The following is a 17,323-nucleotide window of genomic DNA, read 5'->3' as shown; positions in this document are numbered from 1 at the left end:
TACTCTCATTTGTTCCTGTTCTCTGCATAGTGTGATGGCGGGAGTCAATTACCTCGATCCTGCTGGAGGGTGGCGTTACACCTACGATGGAACATTCAATCCTGGTGTAACGGATGGAGCAGCTGGAACAGGTGATGACAATTTCATTGGCGATTTTGGCCCTGCTGGCTTTGGTGGAAAAGATTTCTCTATAAATCCAGTCGGCGAAGATGTGGATGCTCTTGATGGAACCTGGTACCACAGTCAAGGGGACAAATGGGATGGTACCGCACCTGGCGATACGCTTTCGGACCCTACTGTGTCAGCCAATCCGGCCGTTTCACTGACAGGTAAACAAGGGACATCACCTGGCGGGGCTGGGGTATTTACCGAAGGCAGTACCGATTACATTCGCATTCAAGATGCTGGTAATCCTGAACCACATGGCTGGATTCAAGGTCTGTCGGATCCCAATCTCACCTATCCCACGGAACCCTCCCCTCCCAACGATCCGATAAATACAAACCGTCGAGTCTACTTCGGTCATGACATGACTCAGGAAGGACCGATGGACGAGTTGGTACTCACCAACACGGGCTTAACGGTTTCATTTCGTACTCGGATTCCCGTTAGTGGTCCTTTGGATGATCTCTATCTCGAGACGGATGGAGACGATCCCGATACCGATCCCGATGTTATCCCCTGGTTCCAAGACTCTCCCAATGGGCGTGGAGCGATAATGTCAAACGGTCGCGGCATTCTCAATTTCTCTCAGAACAGCCCGACCAATGAAGACACGCAGGTCGGTTTTTCATTAGTGACAAGTACTGACGTGAGCACTTTTTGTGATGCTGCTACGGGATCTCTTTGTACCGGCACCGGCAGTGGTGGTCTGATTATGAACAATCTCAATGGTAACGCTCCTAGCAACGCGATCGATTCTGAGAATGGCGGCACACTCAATATTTTGGAGATCGCTGACAATGAGCTCAACGAGTGGAACGAGTTCTGGATAACCATGGAGAACAATGGTGCCCTACCCGGTAATATTGAAGTGAAGGTCTACATGAACGGCTCCTTGACGCCAAGTACATTTCAAGTGACCCTGGCGGCGAATAATAATTCAGTCTACGCCGATGAAGATAGTCCTTTCTTGGAATTCGGAGTTAGTGACAATGCTGGTTGGGGATCTTTTGATATGGATTTTCTCTCTTACCAGATCGGAGTGATTGCTCCCTTGGCAGCTCCGGTCGAGAATGCAGATTTTGATGGGGATGGTGACGTCGATGGACGAGATTTCTTGATTTGGCAACGTAACTTTAACACTGGTACTACGATGGCCCAAGGCGATGCTAATGGCGACAGTATGGTCAACGGCGCTGATCTGGCCATCTGGCAAAACCAGTACGGCACAAGCCCCTTGACTGCGACTTTCGCTGCGGTACCGGAGCCCAGTGCTCTGTTGCTAGGTTTAGTGGCAGCAATGTCGTGTGTTAATCAGAGGCGTCGGCGAAGGTAGCGAGTAAATAGTAGGGTGGGCACCGCCCAACAAATTCAATTCTTCTCCAGGCCTTCTGGCGGGCCGTGCCCACCCTACTTTATCGGTATCACCACCTCATAAACTTGCGCCCAACCCGATTGGTCGGACGTAAACACCACCCGCCGACCATCGGGCGAGAAATTAGGATGGGGATGCGTATGCTGAGGGGCATAAACTTCAACGCTGCCGTCGTCATAGGGGCAGTGATCGCTTTGCCAGTGGGAGCCCAGACTGCTGGCATTTGAGTCACACAGACTCTCAACTGGCCCACATTCTTGATGGGGATCGCAGAGGATCAAGCCGACGTCTGGATTCGTGGTGTCGGCCACCAACTGGGTCCCAGCTCGGTTTACCATCGGATGCCAGGCGTTCGTGCGGACAATCCAGCGAACTGCACCACTGTCGATATTGACAGCCATTACACCGTGGGGCCAGTTGCTTGAGATGATTTCGCGCGTGCCGGGGAGCCAGGTTTCGTGGACAATCCATTCCTTTTTCTCAGCGTCACGGTGATAGACTAACCGGTTATTGCTACCATCACGGTGTATGGTCCAGATCCGCTGGTCGTGTGGTCCAGCATAGCGCAGCAGCGACGCATCGTCGGGGTGGAATTGGGGGTGCGCGATCGTGTCGCACTCAAGGATCACCGTGTCCTGCCCCGTTGGGACGTCGATGATATGCATCTGAAACTGGTACTTCGCTTTGACGTACACGCACCACCAGCGGTTGTCCGTACTGAGGCTGGTAGTCCCCATCGAGGCACCCACCATACCGGGCTGACGAATCGGCATCCCACCAAACGTCGCGACCTGCTCTTCACGCATGGCCTCGATGTCGACCCGCCAGGCGGCATTGCCGGCGGTGTAGTAGGCGTATCGGCCGTCCCACGAGGGATGGCAGGACCACTCATTTAAGTCAGGACGGTGGGAGATCTGGACTAGGTTCCCTCCCGGTTCATCCTCAAAAAAAATCTGCGGTTCTCCCGTCCGATGTGAGACAAAAAACAGACGCTTTCCTGAGTCGTCGTAGGCAGGAATGTAGTAAAACGGGTGGTGGTGATTCGCCGCAAAGCTGGTGACCTGCCGGATCGCGACCCCCGTTCGAGGATCGTAGCTAATGTGACTTTCGCTAGGATAGACGGTACCTAATGGCATCGTTCAAGTCTCACTGGTCATTCAATTGGAATAGGCATTTGGCATTTTCCACGAGTATTGCCCGTCGTTCGGTCTCTGAAAGCGCCATGGAATCGATAGCCGCAAGTGTCGAGCGGATGTAGTCTGGTCCCCCCCCCGGGTCGAAAGGCATATCGGTGGCGAACAAGAGTCGCTCCCCGCCGAAAAAAGCCCTTCCACATTCGAGCGCCGCTTGGGAACCAAACGATGCGGTATCTGCATAAAATCGCTGGCAAGCGCGAAGGATAGGCTCTTGAAGAGGCGTTGTGACATATTGCTCCATTCCTGGGGGATTCCGGGTCCCCAGCAGTTCCATGCCGGGACCCAGTCGTCCTGCCAGCATGGGAAGATATCCCCCCACGTGGTGGGCAATGACTTTCAAACCTGGAAGGCGCTCAAGGATTCCAGAAAACGCGAGCCTGATCAATGCGAGAGTGGTTTCATAGGGCCAGCCTATTGCCCACCACAAGTCATATTTCGAAAACTTTTCGTCAGGATAATCTGGTACATTCATCGGCCGGGTAGGATGCAACAAGAGGGGAAGATCGAATTCTGCCATGAGGTCAAACAGAGGCAAAAAATCAGGATGGTCCAACGGACGACCTAACACGCTTGTGAATAATTGAACTCCGACTGCTCCAAGCTCGTCGATAGCGCGTCGTGTCTCTTGGATGCTGGCTGCGATATCATTCAGCGGAAGGGCAGCGACAAATCCGCAGATGCGATCCCCGCCAGCATGAACCACGCCAGCCAATTCGTCATTCGCAAGTTGCGTTAGTTCTACCGCATTTTGCGATGACAACATTTCTGTAGGTGGTGACGAGAGACTGATAATCTGACGGTATCCCGGAAACTCTTCGAGTATCTCCAGCCGTGCAGGCAAATCAACCATGGCCGGTATCTGCTGAGCACGCTCAAACATTGTGAGTGGTTTGTCGGCCGCTTCCTGGGCTGCAGCAATGTATTTGCGAGGCAAGAAATGGCAGAAAACGTCAATGCATTCCATAGTATCCGTAGATTGGCAAGAGGACTGTGCTCTGTTTTTTGGTGGGCAGGTTCAGAGGGTGGGATCTATTTTGGCCAACTCGCAACGGATTTTTTCTACCTCGGCTGATGGCAGCGGATTAACGGGCCGGCGAAAATGGGGGCTAGGAAACTTCCCCAGAAGCCAACGTGCCACTTTCATCCGTTGATGGGCTCCGCAACCCGGCTCACCAAAATCGTAAATCAAATGGGCTAGAGGGGCGACTGTGCGTTGAGCCTTTTTGGCGCGCTGAAAATCTCCGTCGAGGGCGGCGTGGACGAGCTCGACCATCAGATGGGGCGCAAATCCAGCGAATCCAATCAAAGCCCCATCCGCTGCCTCAAAAAGGGTTGGCAAGAGAAACTCGTCATGGCATGTGACAACAGATGTTTCGGGCGAAGATTCTTTCAAACTCTCGAAATCATAAAGCCAACGAGACATATCGCGGGTGCCCATTTTGATCATCACGACTCGCGGATGCTTAGCGATGCTCAGCATTTCATCTAGTGAGTAACCGGCTTTTGTCCAAGCTGGGTATTGGTGAAGGATAATGTCGATCCCTGCCGCATCGGCAACGTCTGTACAGAAATCGATCGCTGTCGCGCTCTTGCGTCCAAAACGGAGCCAGTGATGCGGCGGCATGAGAAGAATCGCGTCGGCTCCTGCTTCCTTGGCTGCGATAGCATGCTCGATGGCTTCCAGCGTGCCCTCCGCCATTACTCCCGAGGCGACTTTTACGTCCCTTTCCGATCTTCCAACCGCCTTCGCTAGGATGGACGTGACTTGCGCGCGTTCTCTCGGAAGCAGCGACATGACTTCACCGGTATGACCGTTACACACAAGGCCTTGAATTCCGTCTACTTGTGCCAGTTCGTAGATGTATTTGGCGAGTCCCGCTTCGTCGATTGATTGATCTTCGCGGAAGGCACAGAGCGTGGCGGCAAAGACGCCCGTCCAAGGCTTATGGTTCCAGGTCATATAGGTTGGTCCGATGATTTTGGAAGCAGAAACTAGCTCCATGAATAAGTTAGAAGAGACAGTAGGATTCTACCATGCGCAAGCTGAAAACAAATGCTTCTCAATGTCAGTAGCCTGAGTTTCCGGATTCACAAAGAGAGAATGTCTATATTTTACCATTCAAGCTGGTCATTTCTAAAGCACGGCGTGATAATAAAGGCCTATTTCATGGCAATAGCCAGCCCACGATAGAGCTCGTCCTATGAGGAAGTCAATAAACATGTATCGATTCTATTCAATCTTCCTCCTGCTTTTTTGGGCCTCTTTTCATTCGCCTGTATTGGCATGCGAGGATGAGCATCCACCGGTGGTTATTGAGCCTATTGTCAAAAGAACTCTTGTGAATTGCGATGGTCAAAGCGTTATGGAGATGAAGTTTGATCCACGCGGAATGAGTGAACTGCATACAGTGGACGCTCCGTCCGAATCATGGATGCGCGGCGGCGATGATGACTCCAGGGCCTGGGACTACCGTGAATGGCAATGGTGGAAGGGGCATCCTTGGGGTGACAGTTGTCGTCCCAGATATTGGACACCGGTTGATTTCTCCTCGAATGCAAGACGGCTAAGCATTCACTTCGAAATCGATGGCTTTGATTGTATGCAAAAGTTTCTGCTCCCCGAGGTGGTAGATGAGACAACTCCGCACTGGGATCTGGTCACTTCGATCCGCAATATTTCGGGCGACAATGTCGAAGAGTATGGTCAGTTCTTTGCGTGTTATACCAATTTCAACTCACCGAATTCTTGTTGGTTTTGGGAAGCAAAAAATCGCCTGACTCGCTTTGCTGACTACGGGGTTGACCATCTAAATGGATACGTTGTGCATCCCGACGCATACTATGCCTCGAGCGGAGCGATTCCTCATTGCCCACGCGGCGGGGGAAAGATCGTCGCCAAGTGGCACCGGCCGATGCTGTTATCGCATGCGTCTCCTGCAGGTTGGAGATCGATAATCATGATCGAATCCAAGTATGCAGCGGGGCTCGCGCAGGGAATTCAAGGTGCAGCCATGGACTATATTGTCTTTCCGGGACCGAGCGAAAAGGTATTTGAAGATCAAGCGGAGTTTGCAGTGCATATCCGGCACCAATTACTCAAGTCACCCGGACTACCCGCCACCGCTGTTCTAGAACGGTTGTGGAATGAATTCGAATTGTCCCACGAGGCTGTACGCAAGTTAGCCTGTGAGAACTGAACAAAACAGGTAATCCATCGATGAGCAATGGCGATCCTGCTGGTCCATGCTTGCTCTGTCAGTAAGCGCGTCGGGGCTCCCCATAAAGTTCACAACGGGAGTCCGAGTAGTGCCCGACGTGCTCCCTCATCAAGACCTTGTAGCTCCGGAACCTTCGGTAGAGAGCGCTGTAATCGATGAGATGGATTAGTTCGCAATCTCTTGTTGGAGGCTTTCCACTTGTCGCTGGTGCTCCAGCCAATTCATTGCCGCTTGGGGGATTAGTTCGTGACCACCATCAAACAACGTGATTCTTACATTCTGTGCTTGACGGCGAAACAATGGCTGCTTATCGCCGTAGCTAGGATCAGTTATCTCATACATTAGATGGTCGGGAACCTGGGCCTCTTGAACGAAATAGGCTATTTCCTCCTCGCTAAGTCGATCTGGCTCGTTGGCAATCTTGTTGAAGGCACGTAGCGAGTGGCTCACGGGAACACTACCTACGTGGCCATCTCGGATACCGGCGTTGATATCGACATTCACGGCACGTGCATTCTTCAGCCAAGTGATCGGTGACCTCTTGGCATATTGCTCTTTGACTTTCTTGCTGGCATCGGGGGGGCCACCGCAGGAGTTGGCTATCTCGCGCCAATGCTTGTCGCCATCGGCCTTGTTCTCGTAGTACCAACTCTCAAGGTCGACAATTGGCACCCAGGCAGAGACGCCCGCCCACAATTCTGGTCGTCGCCCTGCCATCAGGAGCGCAGCGTAACCACCGCCGGAGGTTCCCACCAAATAGACACGCGATGGGTCAACATTGGCATGTTGCGAGGCGAAAGTCACCGTATCCTCGATGTCTTGGATGACTAACTCAGAACCTGTCGCTGCTGGGTTGCGGTTGGGGCCTCGAAAGTTCGGATGGATATAGACCCAGCCCTTTTCTATGCACCACTGAAGACACTCTTCGTGATCGTCTTGCTTATAGTCGCCCGACCAGGTATGTAGAGCGACCAAGAGGGGGACCTTCTGATCTCTCTTCGGGGCGTAGAACATTGCAGGTTGGACGGTCCCGTCAGCAGAGCTGCGATATTGAATCTCTTGCTGGCCTTTGGTTGGAGACTCGGTTTTGCGGAGAAAATCTTGATACACCCGTGCGACATTGCCGGCATCAACATCGCCCGGATGAAAATACATGCCATATTGCAGCTCAAGTGAACTCTCTGCGGGAAGAGTTACCGGCTGGGCAGGTAGTTTCCCCTCTGTATAGTCGTGCTCCCCAAACGGATTGATTGCAAACAGGCCATAATCGCGAACATGATACCGACCGGGGCGGAAATTGAGCGGATGATCAAAAATGGCAACTCCGTATTTCCTCCCCTCGACCTGGCCTGAGTAGTCCACCCAATTGCTTTGTCTGCCCCAACAGCCTTTGGCCGTTTTCAGTCCATCGGCGTTAACGATTTCCCCCGTAGCTTCCTCTCGTATGGAGTCGGCCATCCTAAAGGCAAAAAAACCTTCCTCGGTATCACCGAACGTGACGGGTTCTTCACCAGTGGTGAAGCGAATGTCGTAAATCAACAATCGATTCTCGAAGATGCAGATTGTAGTGCGTTCTTTGAGTACAACCTCACCGTTCGGATTGAGCCAGTCATTTTTGACTTTCAAGACAGCCGGGTTTGAACCAGTCTCTACGACTTCGACCGCACGGTTTTTGATGCGACCCTCTTGAGCCCAAAACTTGATGTCATTGACCTTGTCGACAGCGACCCAAATGCCGGTGTGGTGTGGGTGATCACCGCCAGGGGGAGAAATTGGTCGTGAGACAATTGTGCCATCGGCTGCTCGCACGTTGCGAAAGAAAGGTCGAGCGTTGTCTTTCCCTGTGTCGTAAAGTGCAAACTCTTGGCCGTCGATCGACACCAGAAAGTTATCTCCCTGTTGCCCAATATCGACTGCTAGTGACGATGTCGAAACAGAAAAGTTCAAAAGCAGTGCTGAGCACCAGCCAATCAGAGTACGCAAGGTAAAAGCTCCCGTTAGTTAGGGGGGGGAAGGGCATTGCCTGCAGGACTGGCTGCACCCGGCTCGCTATGTTTTCAGTAAGTCATACTTCACGTTCCCCGCCACGTCAGTCAAGCGATGGCGGCGACCTTGATACTTGAAAGTCAACTGTGTGTGGTCAATTCCCAGACAATGCAACATCGTGGCATGCAGATCGTGGACATGAACCGGCTTGTCAACAATGTTGTAGCTGTAATCGTCTGTTTCACCGTAAGTCATGCCCGGCCGAAATCCGCCGCCGGCCATCCACATCGTAAAGCAGCGAGGATGATGATCCCGCCCGTAGTCGGTGGGGGTGAGCTTGCCTTGGCAGTAAACCGTGCGGCCAAATTCGCCTCCCCAAACGACGAGCGTTTCATCGAGCATGCCGCGTTGTCTAAGATCGGTGACTAGCGCGGCAGCAGCCTGATCCGTTGCCTGACAGAATCTTGGGAGCTCTTCAGGCAACTTGTTGTGGTGATCCCAACCTCGTTGGAAAAGCTCGATGAACCTTACACCTCGTTCAGCCATGCGACGAGCCAAAAGGCAATTGTGAGCAAAAGTTCCCGGTTTCAGGCAATCGGGACCATACAAATCAAGCACGTGCTGAGGTTCACTCGAAAGGTCGGTAAGTTCGGGCACTGAAGTTTGCATGCGGAAGGCCATTTCGTATTGATCTATTCGCGTAGCAATTTCTTCGTCGGCATACTCAGCGAGCTGCATCTCGTTTAGCTCCGCTAATCCATCCAACACATTGCGGCGTGTCTCACGATCCATGCCAGGGGGATCGGAAAGATACAAAACAGGATCGCCGACCGAGCGAAACTTTACTCCCTGATATGTCGACGGCAAGAAACCGCTACTCCATAAGCGATCATAGAGTGGTTGTCCTTCTCTCCCTGAGAGTAGCACGACAAAGGCCGGCAAATCTTCTGCATCGCTTCCCAATCCATAGGCAAGCCAGGCACCCATGCTGGGTCTGCCAGGTTGTTGAGAGCCAGTTTGCAGAAATGTGATCGCGGGGTCATGGTTGATGGCATCGGTATGCATTGATCGTACGATGCACAAATCATCTACGACCTTGGCCGTGTGAGGTAGGAGGTCTCCAACCCAGGTTCCATTCTGCCCGTGCTGTGAGAAGGTAAATTGCGAAGGTGCAATGGGCAGCCCTCCCTGCCCTGAGGTCATGGTGGTGATACGCTGGCCTTGGCGAATAGAATCAGGAAGTTCCTTAGCTCGCCAGTCTGCCAACTTGGGCTTGTAATCGAATAAGTCAATTTGCGATGGGCCGCCTGACTGGAACAGGTAGATAACGCGCTTGGCAGTGGGTGCAAAATTGGGAAAGCTCCGCGATGAGTTGCTGCCCTGGATCGCATGCCCGGGAGATTTGATAAGTGTAGAAAAGGCAGCCGACGCAAGACTGAGACCAGTTCGCCCCAAGAAGTTGCGACGATTGCAGTAGCAATTCAATCGATGAGAAATGTCCATGGGAAACTATCCACTGAAAATGCTCCACTCAAGATTCGCTTTCTCTCTTGCAAAGAGCAATGCTGGTGACTCTTCTTTTATGATACCGTTGTACGAGTCTCTCACCAATTGATTTCCAAGCGTAAGAGAAAAATATTCTTGACTGAGAATCGACTTCCAACAGAGTTGCTCTGGGCCAATAAAGATTTCTCAATTCGCCAACACCTTGCTTCTGCTTTTGCGTCTTTCATGCGGAAAGCGGATCGCAGTCTTGTTGGCGACGGATTTCACGTGTAGCTTTAATTGAACGTCGGAAATTGACTCAACTCTTTTCTTAGGTTCTACCATGTCTTTTCGAAATGCCACCTGGCTTAAGCCACTGATGGTCGGTCTTGTGGTGAGTGGAATTGTATTGCCTCTGGTTGGAGATCCCGCGGCAGTCGCTGAGAGTGAGACGAACTTCCTGGTAGCGGCTATGCGCGTGCAACCCGAGCGATGGGACAAAGCACATAATTTAGGCCTCCTCAAAAAGTACGCATCTCAGGCCGCAGAGAGTGGGGCACGTCTCGTCGTGACCTGTGAAGGATTCCTAGACGGATATTTGAGCAACGCGAAGCTGGTGCCTGAACTCACCCGTGAAAAATTCATGGAAATTGGTGAACCGCTGGATGGACCCTGGATGAAGCGGATTGCCGATTTGGCTTCCAAACTAAAAATCTTTCTTTCTGTAGGATTTGCCGAACGTCGCGGCAAAGAAATGTTCAATTCGGTCGTGGTCTATTCTCCTGCGGGGGAATTGGTGCTGCACTATTCCAAGACTCATATCAAAGGGGAAGCCTTCAATACCCCCGGTACCAGTTTTCCAGTCGCAAAAACCGATCTTGGCACAATTGGAGCGTTGATATGCTACGATCGCCGCTTTCCTGAAGTAGCGCGAATTCTCGCCCTCAAGGGAGCACAAATACTCATCATACCCGCGTATGGTACAGACGGTGAGCGAAACGAGGCACTACTCCGCACGCGTGCCTGGGAGAATAGCGTGTGGGTAGTCTATGTAAAGCAGAACCAAGCTCTGATCATCAATCCGAGTGGCAAGATCGTAGCCCGCAATGAAGGAGACCACGATCAGTTAGTGTTTGCCACTATTGAAATCGACGACAACGTAGGAACCGGCGACATCCTCGAACGCCGTTCACCAAGTTTTTACCATGAATTAACTGAATTACAGCTTCAAGGAGATTAGATTGTGAGCGTTCGTCGCCAATTGCTATTTATGATGTTTCTTGCTTTGAATTGGACAACCTCCGACGTCCGAGCGGAACATGACTCACCGCCGAATATCTTATTCATTCTGGCAGATGACGTTGGCTCGGAAGTACTTGAGTGCTACGGAGGTGAAAGCTACTCCACTCCCCACATCGACGAATTAGCTCAGCAAGGGATGCGGTTTGAGCATGCCTATGTTATGCCTGTGTGTCATCCCACACGAATTTGTCTGTTTAGCGGTCAGTATCCGTTCCGCATGGGCAATCCCGATTGGGGCAGCTATCCTCCCTCAGCCGAAGCCAATACCATCGCCCAAGTACTCAAACGAGCCGGCTATGCCACGGCTGTGGCAGGAAAGTGGCAAATAGCATTGTTGGGCGAAGACTTGTCGCATCCGACTCGACTCGGATTCGATGAGTATTGTCTATTTGGCTGGCATGAAGGTCCCAGGTACTACGAACCATGGATCTGGCGAAATGGCGTCAAACGAGAGGATGTCCACGATAAATATGGGCCCGATGTCTATTGTGATTTTCTGGTCGACTTCATCCAGCGAAAGCGCGATCAGCCGTTCTTTGCCTACTATTCCATGGCGCTTTGCCATGCGGTGACCAATGATTTGGATAAACCCGTACCTGTCGGCCCTAACGGACGCTATCAAACCTTTGCCGAAATGGTGTCGGCCATGGACGACCGAGTGGGAAGAATCGTCAATGCTATTGATCAGGCAGGCCTTCGTGACAACACGCTCGTAATTTTTCTCACGGACAACGGTTCCCCAGCGAGAAACATCGATGGCGTGGATAATAGTGGAGAGCTGATCTATCAGCCGATTTTCTCAATCCGAAATGGAACGGTAATCCCCGGGGGAAAGGCCCAATTGACGGACGCCGGTACGCGGGTTCCCCTGATCGTCCGTTGGCCTGACCACATCCCTGCAGACACCGCTTGCGATGACCTGGTGGACGTGAGCGATTTTCTTCCGACCTTGGCAGAACTCGCCGGCGCTTCCTTACCTGAAGAAGTCACCTTAGATGGACGTTCGTTTGCCCAGCGACTTTTGGGTGAAGGAAAAGGAGATCGCGAATGGGTGTTTGCTGAGCACAAGGGAAAAGCCTTCGTCAAAGACCGCCACTGGAAACTTTATAGTGACGGGCGGCTTTATGAAGTGGCCAAGGATCCTCAAGAAAAGCACTCTTTGACAACAACACAACCCCTTCCCAAATATTTACAGCAAGCACTTAGAGATTTGCGTTCAGCGGGATTGGAGCATCCGTAGTATCGCGGGACAAACGATAAGTTTGTATTCCTCATTCAGAATATACAGGGTGCAAGTGGGCTATCTCCTGTCGCTCTGCAGCCTTGAGCATTGTTTCGAGATCGTCGACCAGGACGAACTCTACGCCTAGGGAGAAGAGTTTTTGGAGTTCTTCAGTATCGTCTGTGCAGCAATAGTTGATGTGGATGTCGTGCTGTTTCAAATGTTTTATCTGCTCGACCTCCGGCGGTCGCATTGCTAAGAATTGAATGAAATCAGCTTGCCCGTCTATCGTTGAATCTACGTATTGTTCGTTGCTGCGTCGTCTATCCATATTACAGATCATAATTGTCGGTTCAACTTCGCGGGCAACGATCGCCGCCACTGCCCCACAAGCCAGCACCGCTTGATGCAGACGATTTGCGTTTACGATATGTCGCGTTGCCTTGGAAGCTAATTCTGCACTTCCCTTCAAATGAATGTTTATCCAGATATTCAACGGCAATGCGTCCAATGCCTCGGCTAGCGTCGGGATTCGCTCATTCCGGAACTGAGGAGATTTCCACGAGCCTGCGTCTAGTTTGCGGAGTTGAGCCAACGTGAAATCCTTGATAAGACCTTGGCCGTCCGTCGTGCGGTCAACTGTCTCATCATGCATCAACACAAGATGCGAGTCCTTGGTCAGAGCCAGATCAAACTCGACCATGTGTGCTCCGAGCCGAACCGCCTCTTTTAAAGCTGCCAAGGTGTTTTCAGGGTGAGTCCCGCTTGCACCGCGATGCGCACAGATGCCTCGTTTTGGTAAGGGGAGCTTATCCCCATCGACCAATTCATTCAATTCGTCTGCTGCGAAACAATACGATTGGAGAATGAGTGCCTGACTAGACAGAGAGGCGAGTACAACTAGAATCCAAACAAACAAGGTAGCTCCTCCGCAGTCATGAAAATATGAAATAGCCCATTCTAACGTGTACTGTGACCGTTAACATGGAATTGGTCGAGCCATAGAATGGCGATCACGACTTATCAGACACTAATTATTCCTTGCATATTCGGAAATCAGGAACAAGACAATTATGCCAAGCAACTCTTCCAGACGCGATTTTCTTTTCCATGGCATCCCAGTGGCAGCATTTGCATCGACAGCAGTTTACGCGGGAAGGGCGTCTGCTGCTCTTGCGAAATCAAAGCGGATCAAAGTTGGACAGATCGGCGTCGGACATAGTCATGCCGCTGGCAAGATGGAAGTGTTTCGCAATTCTCCCGATTGGGAGGTAGTTGGGGTAGTAGAATCTGATCCCGAATTGAGGGCCGAGGTCGAGCAGTCGGAGATCTATCGCAACTTACAATTCATGACAACAGAGCAACTGCTCAATACACCCGGCGTCGAAGCAGTGGCCGTGGAGACGAAGATTGATCAGTTGCTTCCTGTGGCCCGCGAGTGTGTAGCCGCTGGTAAACACGTTCATCTGGATAAACCCCCCGGCTCCTCGCTGGCGACTTTCCGCGAGATGCTTGCCGAAGCGGATCGCCAACAACTCGTCGTGCAACTTGGCTACATGTACCGCTACAACCCGGGCGTCTTATTATTGCGAGATCTTCTGGCGAAAGGCTGGCTTGGTGAAATCTTTGAATTCGATACCGTGATGAGCAAGGAAGTGGACCAGCCAAAACGCGAACTGTGGGCCCAGAATCCTGGCGGGACGATGTTTGAACTCGGTTGCCATCTGATCGATCTGTTGGTGGGCATCATGGGAAAGCCTGATAAAGTGACTCCTTACAACCATCATTCATCGCAGGCTGATGACCAACTTATGGACAACATGCTGGCCGTTTGTAGCTATCCCCGTGCCACCGCCACGATCCGTTCGACTGCGTTAGAAATAGAAGGAGGAGAACGACGACATCTGACCGTCTGCGGCACGAAAGGCACGGTACATATTCAACCCCTTGATGACCCGCGAGCTCAACTCGCTTTATCTGAGCCAAGAGGAAAATATCGTGAAGGATATCAGGAGATTACTTTTGATAAATACGAGCGTTATGTAGCAGATCTTGCCGACCTGGCCGCAATCATTCGTGGTGAAAAGAAGGCCGACTTTGACAGCGCCCACGATCTGGCCGCTCAAGAAACTTTGCTGCAAGCCTGTGGGCTACCGTGCTAATTCAAGTCTTGCTGGGCAAAAAGTGTCTCTCGCTTAATGTTGCGTCATGACTTCGTCGAGATTCAGCAGCATGTTCATGACTGTCGTATGGGCTGCTACTTGTACGAAGTCCAAGTTAGGCACATTGCTATGCTCTCCGACCGTGGCCAACTGTTCAGCTTCTTCGGGATGACTGGAAAAATGTTCTACAGACTTTTCGAGAGAACGATTCATAACATCAAGTTCCTCAGGTTGAGGAATTCGAGAAGTGGTCAGGCGAAATGCCCTGACCAGTCTGTCGTTTGTTGAATTGTGTTCTTCACTGAGGACGCGTTCGGCAAGCACTCGGGCGGCCTCGACGAGACCCTCTTCATTTAATAGTGCCAAGGCTTGCATGGGTGTATTGGTGCGTTCTTCGCGGACCGTGCAGACCTCGCGACTTGGAGCATCAAGCGCCGTCATGAGGGGGTGCGTGACGGTCCGCTTCCAAAACAGATAGAGGCTGCGGCGGTAGAGATTCTCTCCGCTATCTTGTTCGTACACATCGTCTGCGATTTCTTCCCATAGATCAGGCGGCTGATAGGGTTTTACCGAAGGTCCCCCCAATTGCTCAACCAACAATCCGCTAACATGGAGTGCTGCGTCACGAATCTCTTCGGCAGCCAGACGAAATCTGGGGCCTCGGGCCAATAGCCGATTTTCCGGATCCACTGATACAAGCTTCGCCGTTGCATGTGACTGTTGTCGATAGGTGGCACTGTTGACAATAAGCCGGCGAACCGCCTTTTGATCCCACCCTTTGCGAATGAACTCGGTAGCCAACCAATCGAGTAATTCTGGATGACTGGGTCCTTCACCCTGAACACCAAAGTCTTCCACCGTACGGACCAAGCCTCGGTCAAAAGACATTTGCCAGAGCCGGTCTACTGCCACACGAGCTGTAAGCGGGTTCTCGGGGTCAACTAACCATTTGGCAAGTCCCAAACGGTTGGGGAGTACGCCCTTGGACGATCTGGTGAACACATCCGGAATTGCGGGTTCGACTTCTTCACCAAGGGAATCATACTGTCCCCGATTTAAGACAAACGTTAGTCGAGGTTCGTCGAGTTCATCCATGATCATCAATGAGGGGTAGCTCCGCAAATGCTTCTCTAATTCTTCCTGCAAACTGTCGACCAAGAGTGCTGCCCGGTGGAACTCTTCCGAGGCATGATTCTCTAGATAATAGGTGCGGAGCTTGTGACGCTGATTGACAGTTCGCTCCTCAGAAGGTGTCTGGAGGATCTCAGCCACTGATTCATTTGTTGCGAGCAATCTGAATTCACTCTCTGAGAGCTTCTCATCGAAAATCCTTACGTCGTCAATCGCGCCCTGAAACTGAAGATGGGAGTCTCCGGCAGTACCCACTCTCAAGGATCCGTCATTACCAAACCCTTGGAACAGGGAGTCAAATTCAATATCAATCGGCTGCGATTCCCCATTAAAGTAGACTTGAATGCCTTGAGCAGAACTTAGGCCGTCATAAGTGACCGCGACTTGGGTCCATCGCTCTAGAGGTACACTTGTCTTCGTTTGGATGCGGATCGCATCGTCGAACCACTGCGAAGTAAAATGGACCCGCACCTTTCCGTCTTGAAGCAGAATACTATAGCCCTCATCCTGAGGATTGTCGGGATTCTCGAGCTTCGAAAGAATTGCACCGTCACCATCATTGGGACGAATCCACACACTTACAGTGACACGATTGTCGTCACTGAAACTGCCGATGTCACCCAAGCTGATCGTATTCTTTCCATCGAACCAGGCAGCCTGCCCCTGCTGCCCGGTTGTGAAAGAAGGAGAGCTGTTATCAAAAGTGCCGGAATTCTCTGCAGAAATTTCGTCGGTAAGGTTTCCATCCAACTTGAAATGGATATCGAGGTCGTGAGTCACGTCTGGCAAATCAGTGATCGTGGAGACATCTGCGTATTGCTCCCACTTATCGAAATGGTTTCTAAACTGCGATTCGAGGCTCGCCTGGTGGTGGCGAGCTTTTTCAAGTTGCTCTTCGAGTTCGGCTTGCCTTTCAAGTTGGGCAGATGTTGGGGCCGCCATGAGTGGAGGCGTATTGCCCACCTTGCGAGCTCTGCCATCTTCGGGGACGTTGTTGAAAAACGCGAACATCTCGTAGAATTCTTTTTGCGTGATCGGGTCATATTTGTGATCGTGACATCGCGCACACCCTAGCGTGAGCCCTAACCAGACCGTACCCGTGGTACTCACACGATCGACGACGTATTCGACTCGGAATTCCTCGGGAATTGCTCCTCCCTCAGAGTTGTGCCGATGATTACGGTTAAAACCGGTGGCAATTCGCTGTTCGAAGGTCGCGTTGGGAAGCAAATCACCGGCGAGTTGTTCGATCGTGAATTGGTCGAAAGGCATGTTGGAATTGAACGCGTTAATCACCCAATCTCGCCACCGCCACATGCTCGTTTCTCCGTCATCTTGATATCCATAGGAGTCGGCATACCGAGCGGCATCGAGCCAGGTGGCCGCCATCTGTTCCCCATAGCTAGGGGATTGGAGGAGCCGATCAACCAAACGTTCGTATGCATCGGGCCGATCGTCGGCAATAAAATGATCTACCTCATCGGGTGTTGGAGGAAGACCCGTCAAATCTAGAGAAACACGACGTATAAGCGTTTCCTTGGCTGCTTGAGGAGAAGGTTCCAGATTCTCCTGGCGGAGACGTCTGAGAATGAAGTGATCAATTTCGTTTCTTGCCCATTGATTATTTCTCACCACAGGTATTCGTGGTCGTTCGGGCTTGATAAATGCCCAATGTTGCTGCCATTTGGCACCCGATACGATCCACTGCCGAATGGTTTCGATTTGCATCTCAGTGAGAGGTCGTTTCGCCTCAACGGGAGGCATTCGCAGGTCTTCATCTTTCGATGCAATCCTCTTGAATAATTCGCTCTCCTCCGGATTACCCGCAATTAAGATTCCAATTGAATCTTCGTCAGTAGCAAACGATTCTTGCAAATCCAGGCGTAGATCCGCTTCGCGTGCATTTGCATCTGGGCCATGGCAATGGTAACAATGTTCAGAAAGAATCGGGCGTACATCGTGAGCAAAGCTGATCCGGCGGAATGTTTCGTCCTCAAGGCCGTTGGCAGGCAAACAAATTAGCGCAGTCCAGCAGAGTAGGCACAAATTGCGAATCAAATTGAAGCATTTAAACCGATGCATTA

The 17,323-nt window shown here is 51.6% G+C and carries 12 protein-coding genes; 5 read left to right on the top strand and 7 right to left on the bottom strand.

The genetic code is table 11. From position 1 onward, the window contains the following. The first annotated feature begins 34 nt into the window (after positions 1 to 34). Complete coding sequence (locus Pr1d_RS02265; protein ID WP_148072005.1) at positions 35 to 1,498, top strand: dockerin type I domain-containing protein; 1,464 nt, start codon at positions 35 to 37, stop codon at positions 1,496 to 1,498. A gap of 74 nt (positions 1,499 to 1,572) precedes the next feature. Here the strand turns inward: Pr1d_RS02265 and Pr1d_RS02260 are convergent, their stop codons facing one another. Genes Pr1d_RS02260 through Pr1d_RS02250 form a run of 3 tightly spaced genes read right to left on the bottom strand, consistent with a single transcriptional unit; the run spans position 1,573 to position 4,693 of the window. Further along, positions 1,573 to 2,673 (bottom strand): oligogalacturonate lyase family protein, encoded by a 1,101-nt coding sequence (locus Pr1d_RS02260; protein ID WP_148072004.1) that lies wholly within the window; start codon positions 2,671 to 2,673, stop codon positions 1,573 to 1,575. Positions 2,674 to 2,683: 10 nt separating this feature from the next. After that, positions 2,684 to 3,697 (bottom strand): amidohydrolase family protein, encoded by a 1,014-nt coding sequence (locus Pr1d_RS02255; RefSeq protein ID WP_148072003.1) that lies wholly within the window; start codon positions 3,695 to 3,697, stop codon positions 2,684 to 2,686. A 51-nt stretch (positions 3,698 to 3,748) separates the two neighbouring features. Continuing rightward, complete coding sequence (locus Pr1d_RS02250; RefSeq protein ID WP_168205014.1) at positions 3,749 to 4,693, bottom strand: dihydrodipicolinate synthase family protein; 945 nt, start codon at positions 4,691 to 4,693, stop codon at positions 3,749 to 3,751. A gap of 259 nt (positions 4,694 to 4,952) precedes the next feature. Between Pr1d_RS02250 and Pr1d_RS02245 the strand changes: the two genes are divergently transcribed. Continuing rightward, positions 4,953 to 5,930, top strand: a complete 978-nt coding sequence (locus Pr1d_RS02245) for a hypothetical protein (RefSeq protein ID WP_148072001.1) — start codon at positions 4,953 to 4,955, stop codon at positions 5,928 to 5,930. Between the two features lie 186 nt (positions 5,931 to 6,116). Here Pr1d_RS02245 and Pr1d_RS02240 read toward each other — a convergent pair whose 3' ends face one another. Beyond that, positions 6,117 to 7,934: a DUF6807 family protein gene (locus Pr1d_RS02240; RefSeq protein ID WP_148072000.1), complete on the bottom strand. Its 1,818-nt coding sequence runs from the start codon at positions 7,932 to 7,934 to the stop codon at positions 6,117 to 6,119. Between the two features lie 66 nt (positions 7,935 to 8,000). Continuing rightward, positions 8,001 to 9,440 (bottom strand): DUF1501 domain-containing protein, encoded by a 1,440-nt coding sequence (locus tag Pr1d_RS02235; RefSeq protein WP_148071999.1) that lies wholly within the window; start codon positions 9,438 to 9,440, stop codon positions 8,001 to 8,003. A gap of 325 nt (positions 9,441 to 9,765) precedes the next feature. Between Pr1d_RS02235 and Pr1d_RS02230 the strand changes: the two genes are divergently transcribed. Both Pr1d_RS02230 and Pr1d_RS02225 read left to right on the top strand, forming a co-directional pair. Further along, complete coding sequence (locus Pr1d_RS02230) at positions 9,766 to 10,662, top strand: carbon-nitrogen hydrolase family protein (protein ID WP_148071998.1); 897 nt, start codon at positions 9,766 to 9,768, stop codon at positions 10,660 to 10,662. Positions 10,663 to 10,665: 3 nt separating this feature from the next. Beyond that, positions 10,666 to 11,964 (top strand): sulfatase-like hydrolase/transferase, encoded by a 1,299-nt coding sequence (locus Pr1d_RS02225; RefSeq protein WP_148071997.1) that lies wholly within the window; start codon positions 10,666 to 10,668, stop codon positions 11,962 to 11,964. 31 nt (positions 11,965 to 11,995) lie between these two features. Here Pr1d_RS02225 and Pr1d_RS02220 read toward each other — a convergent pair whose 3' ends face one another. Continuing rightward, positions 11,996 to 12,865, bottom strand: coding sequence for a glycerophosphodiester phosphodiesterase (locus Pr1d_RS02220; protein ID WP_210417860.1), 870 nt, complete (start codon positions 12,863 to 12,865; stop codon positions 11,996 to 11,998). A 154-nt stretch (positions 12,866 to 13,019) separates the two neighbouring features. On the opposite strand from Pr1d_RS02220, the gene Pr1d_RS02215 reads away from it, so the two are divergent. Continuing rightward, complete coding sequence (locus tag Pr1d_RS02215; RefSeq protein WP_148071996.1) at positions 13,020 to 14,108, top strand: Gfo/Idh/MocA family protein; 1,089 nt, start codon at positions 13,020 to 13,022, stop codon at positions 14,106 to 14,108. Between the two features lie 33 nt (positions 14,109 to 14,141). On the opposite strand, the gene Pr1d_RS02210 is transcribed toward Pr1d_RS02215, so the two are convergent. Continuing rightward, positions 14,142 to 17,321: a DUF1553 domain-containing protein gene (locus tag Pr1d_RS02210; RefSeq protein WP_148071995.1), complete on the bottom strand. Its 3,180-nt coding sequence runs from the start codon at positions 17,319 to 17,321 to the stop codon at positions 14,142 to 14,144. Positions 17,322 to 17,323: the final 2 nt, after the last annotated feature.

The sequence above is a fragment of the Bythopirellula goksoeyrii genome, from assembly GCF_008065115.1.
GTDB classification, from domain to species: Bacteria; Planctomycetota; Planctomycetia; order Pirellulales; family Lacipirellulaceae; genus Bythopirellula; species Bythopirellula goksoeyrii.
The sequence above is the reverse complement of the archived record's forward strand: the minus strand, read 5'-3'. Positions and strand labels throughout refer to the sequence as shown.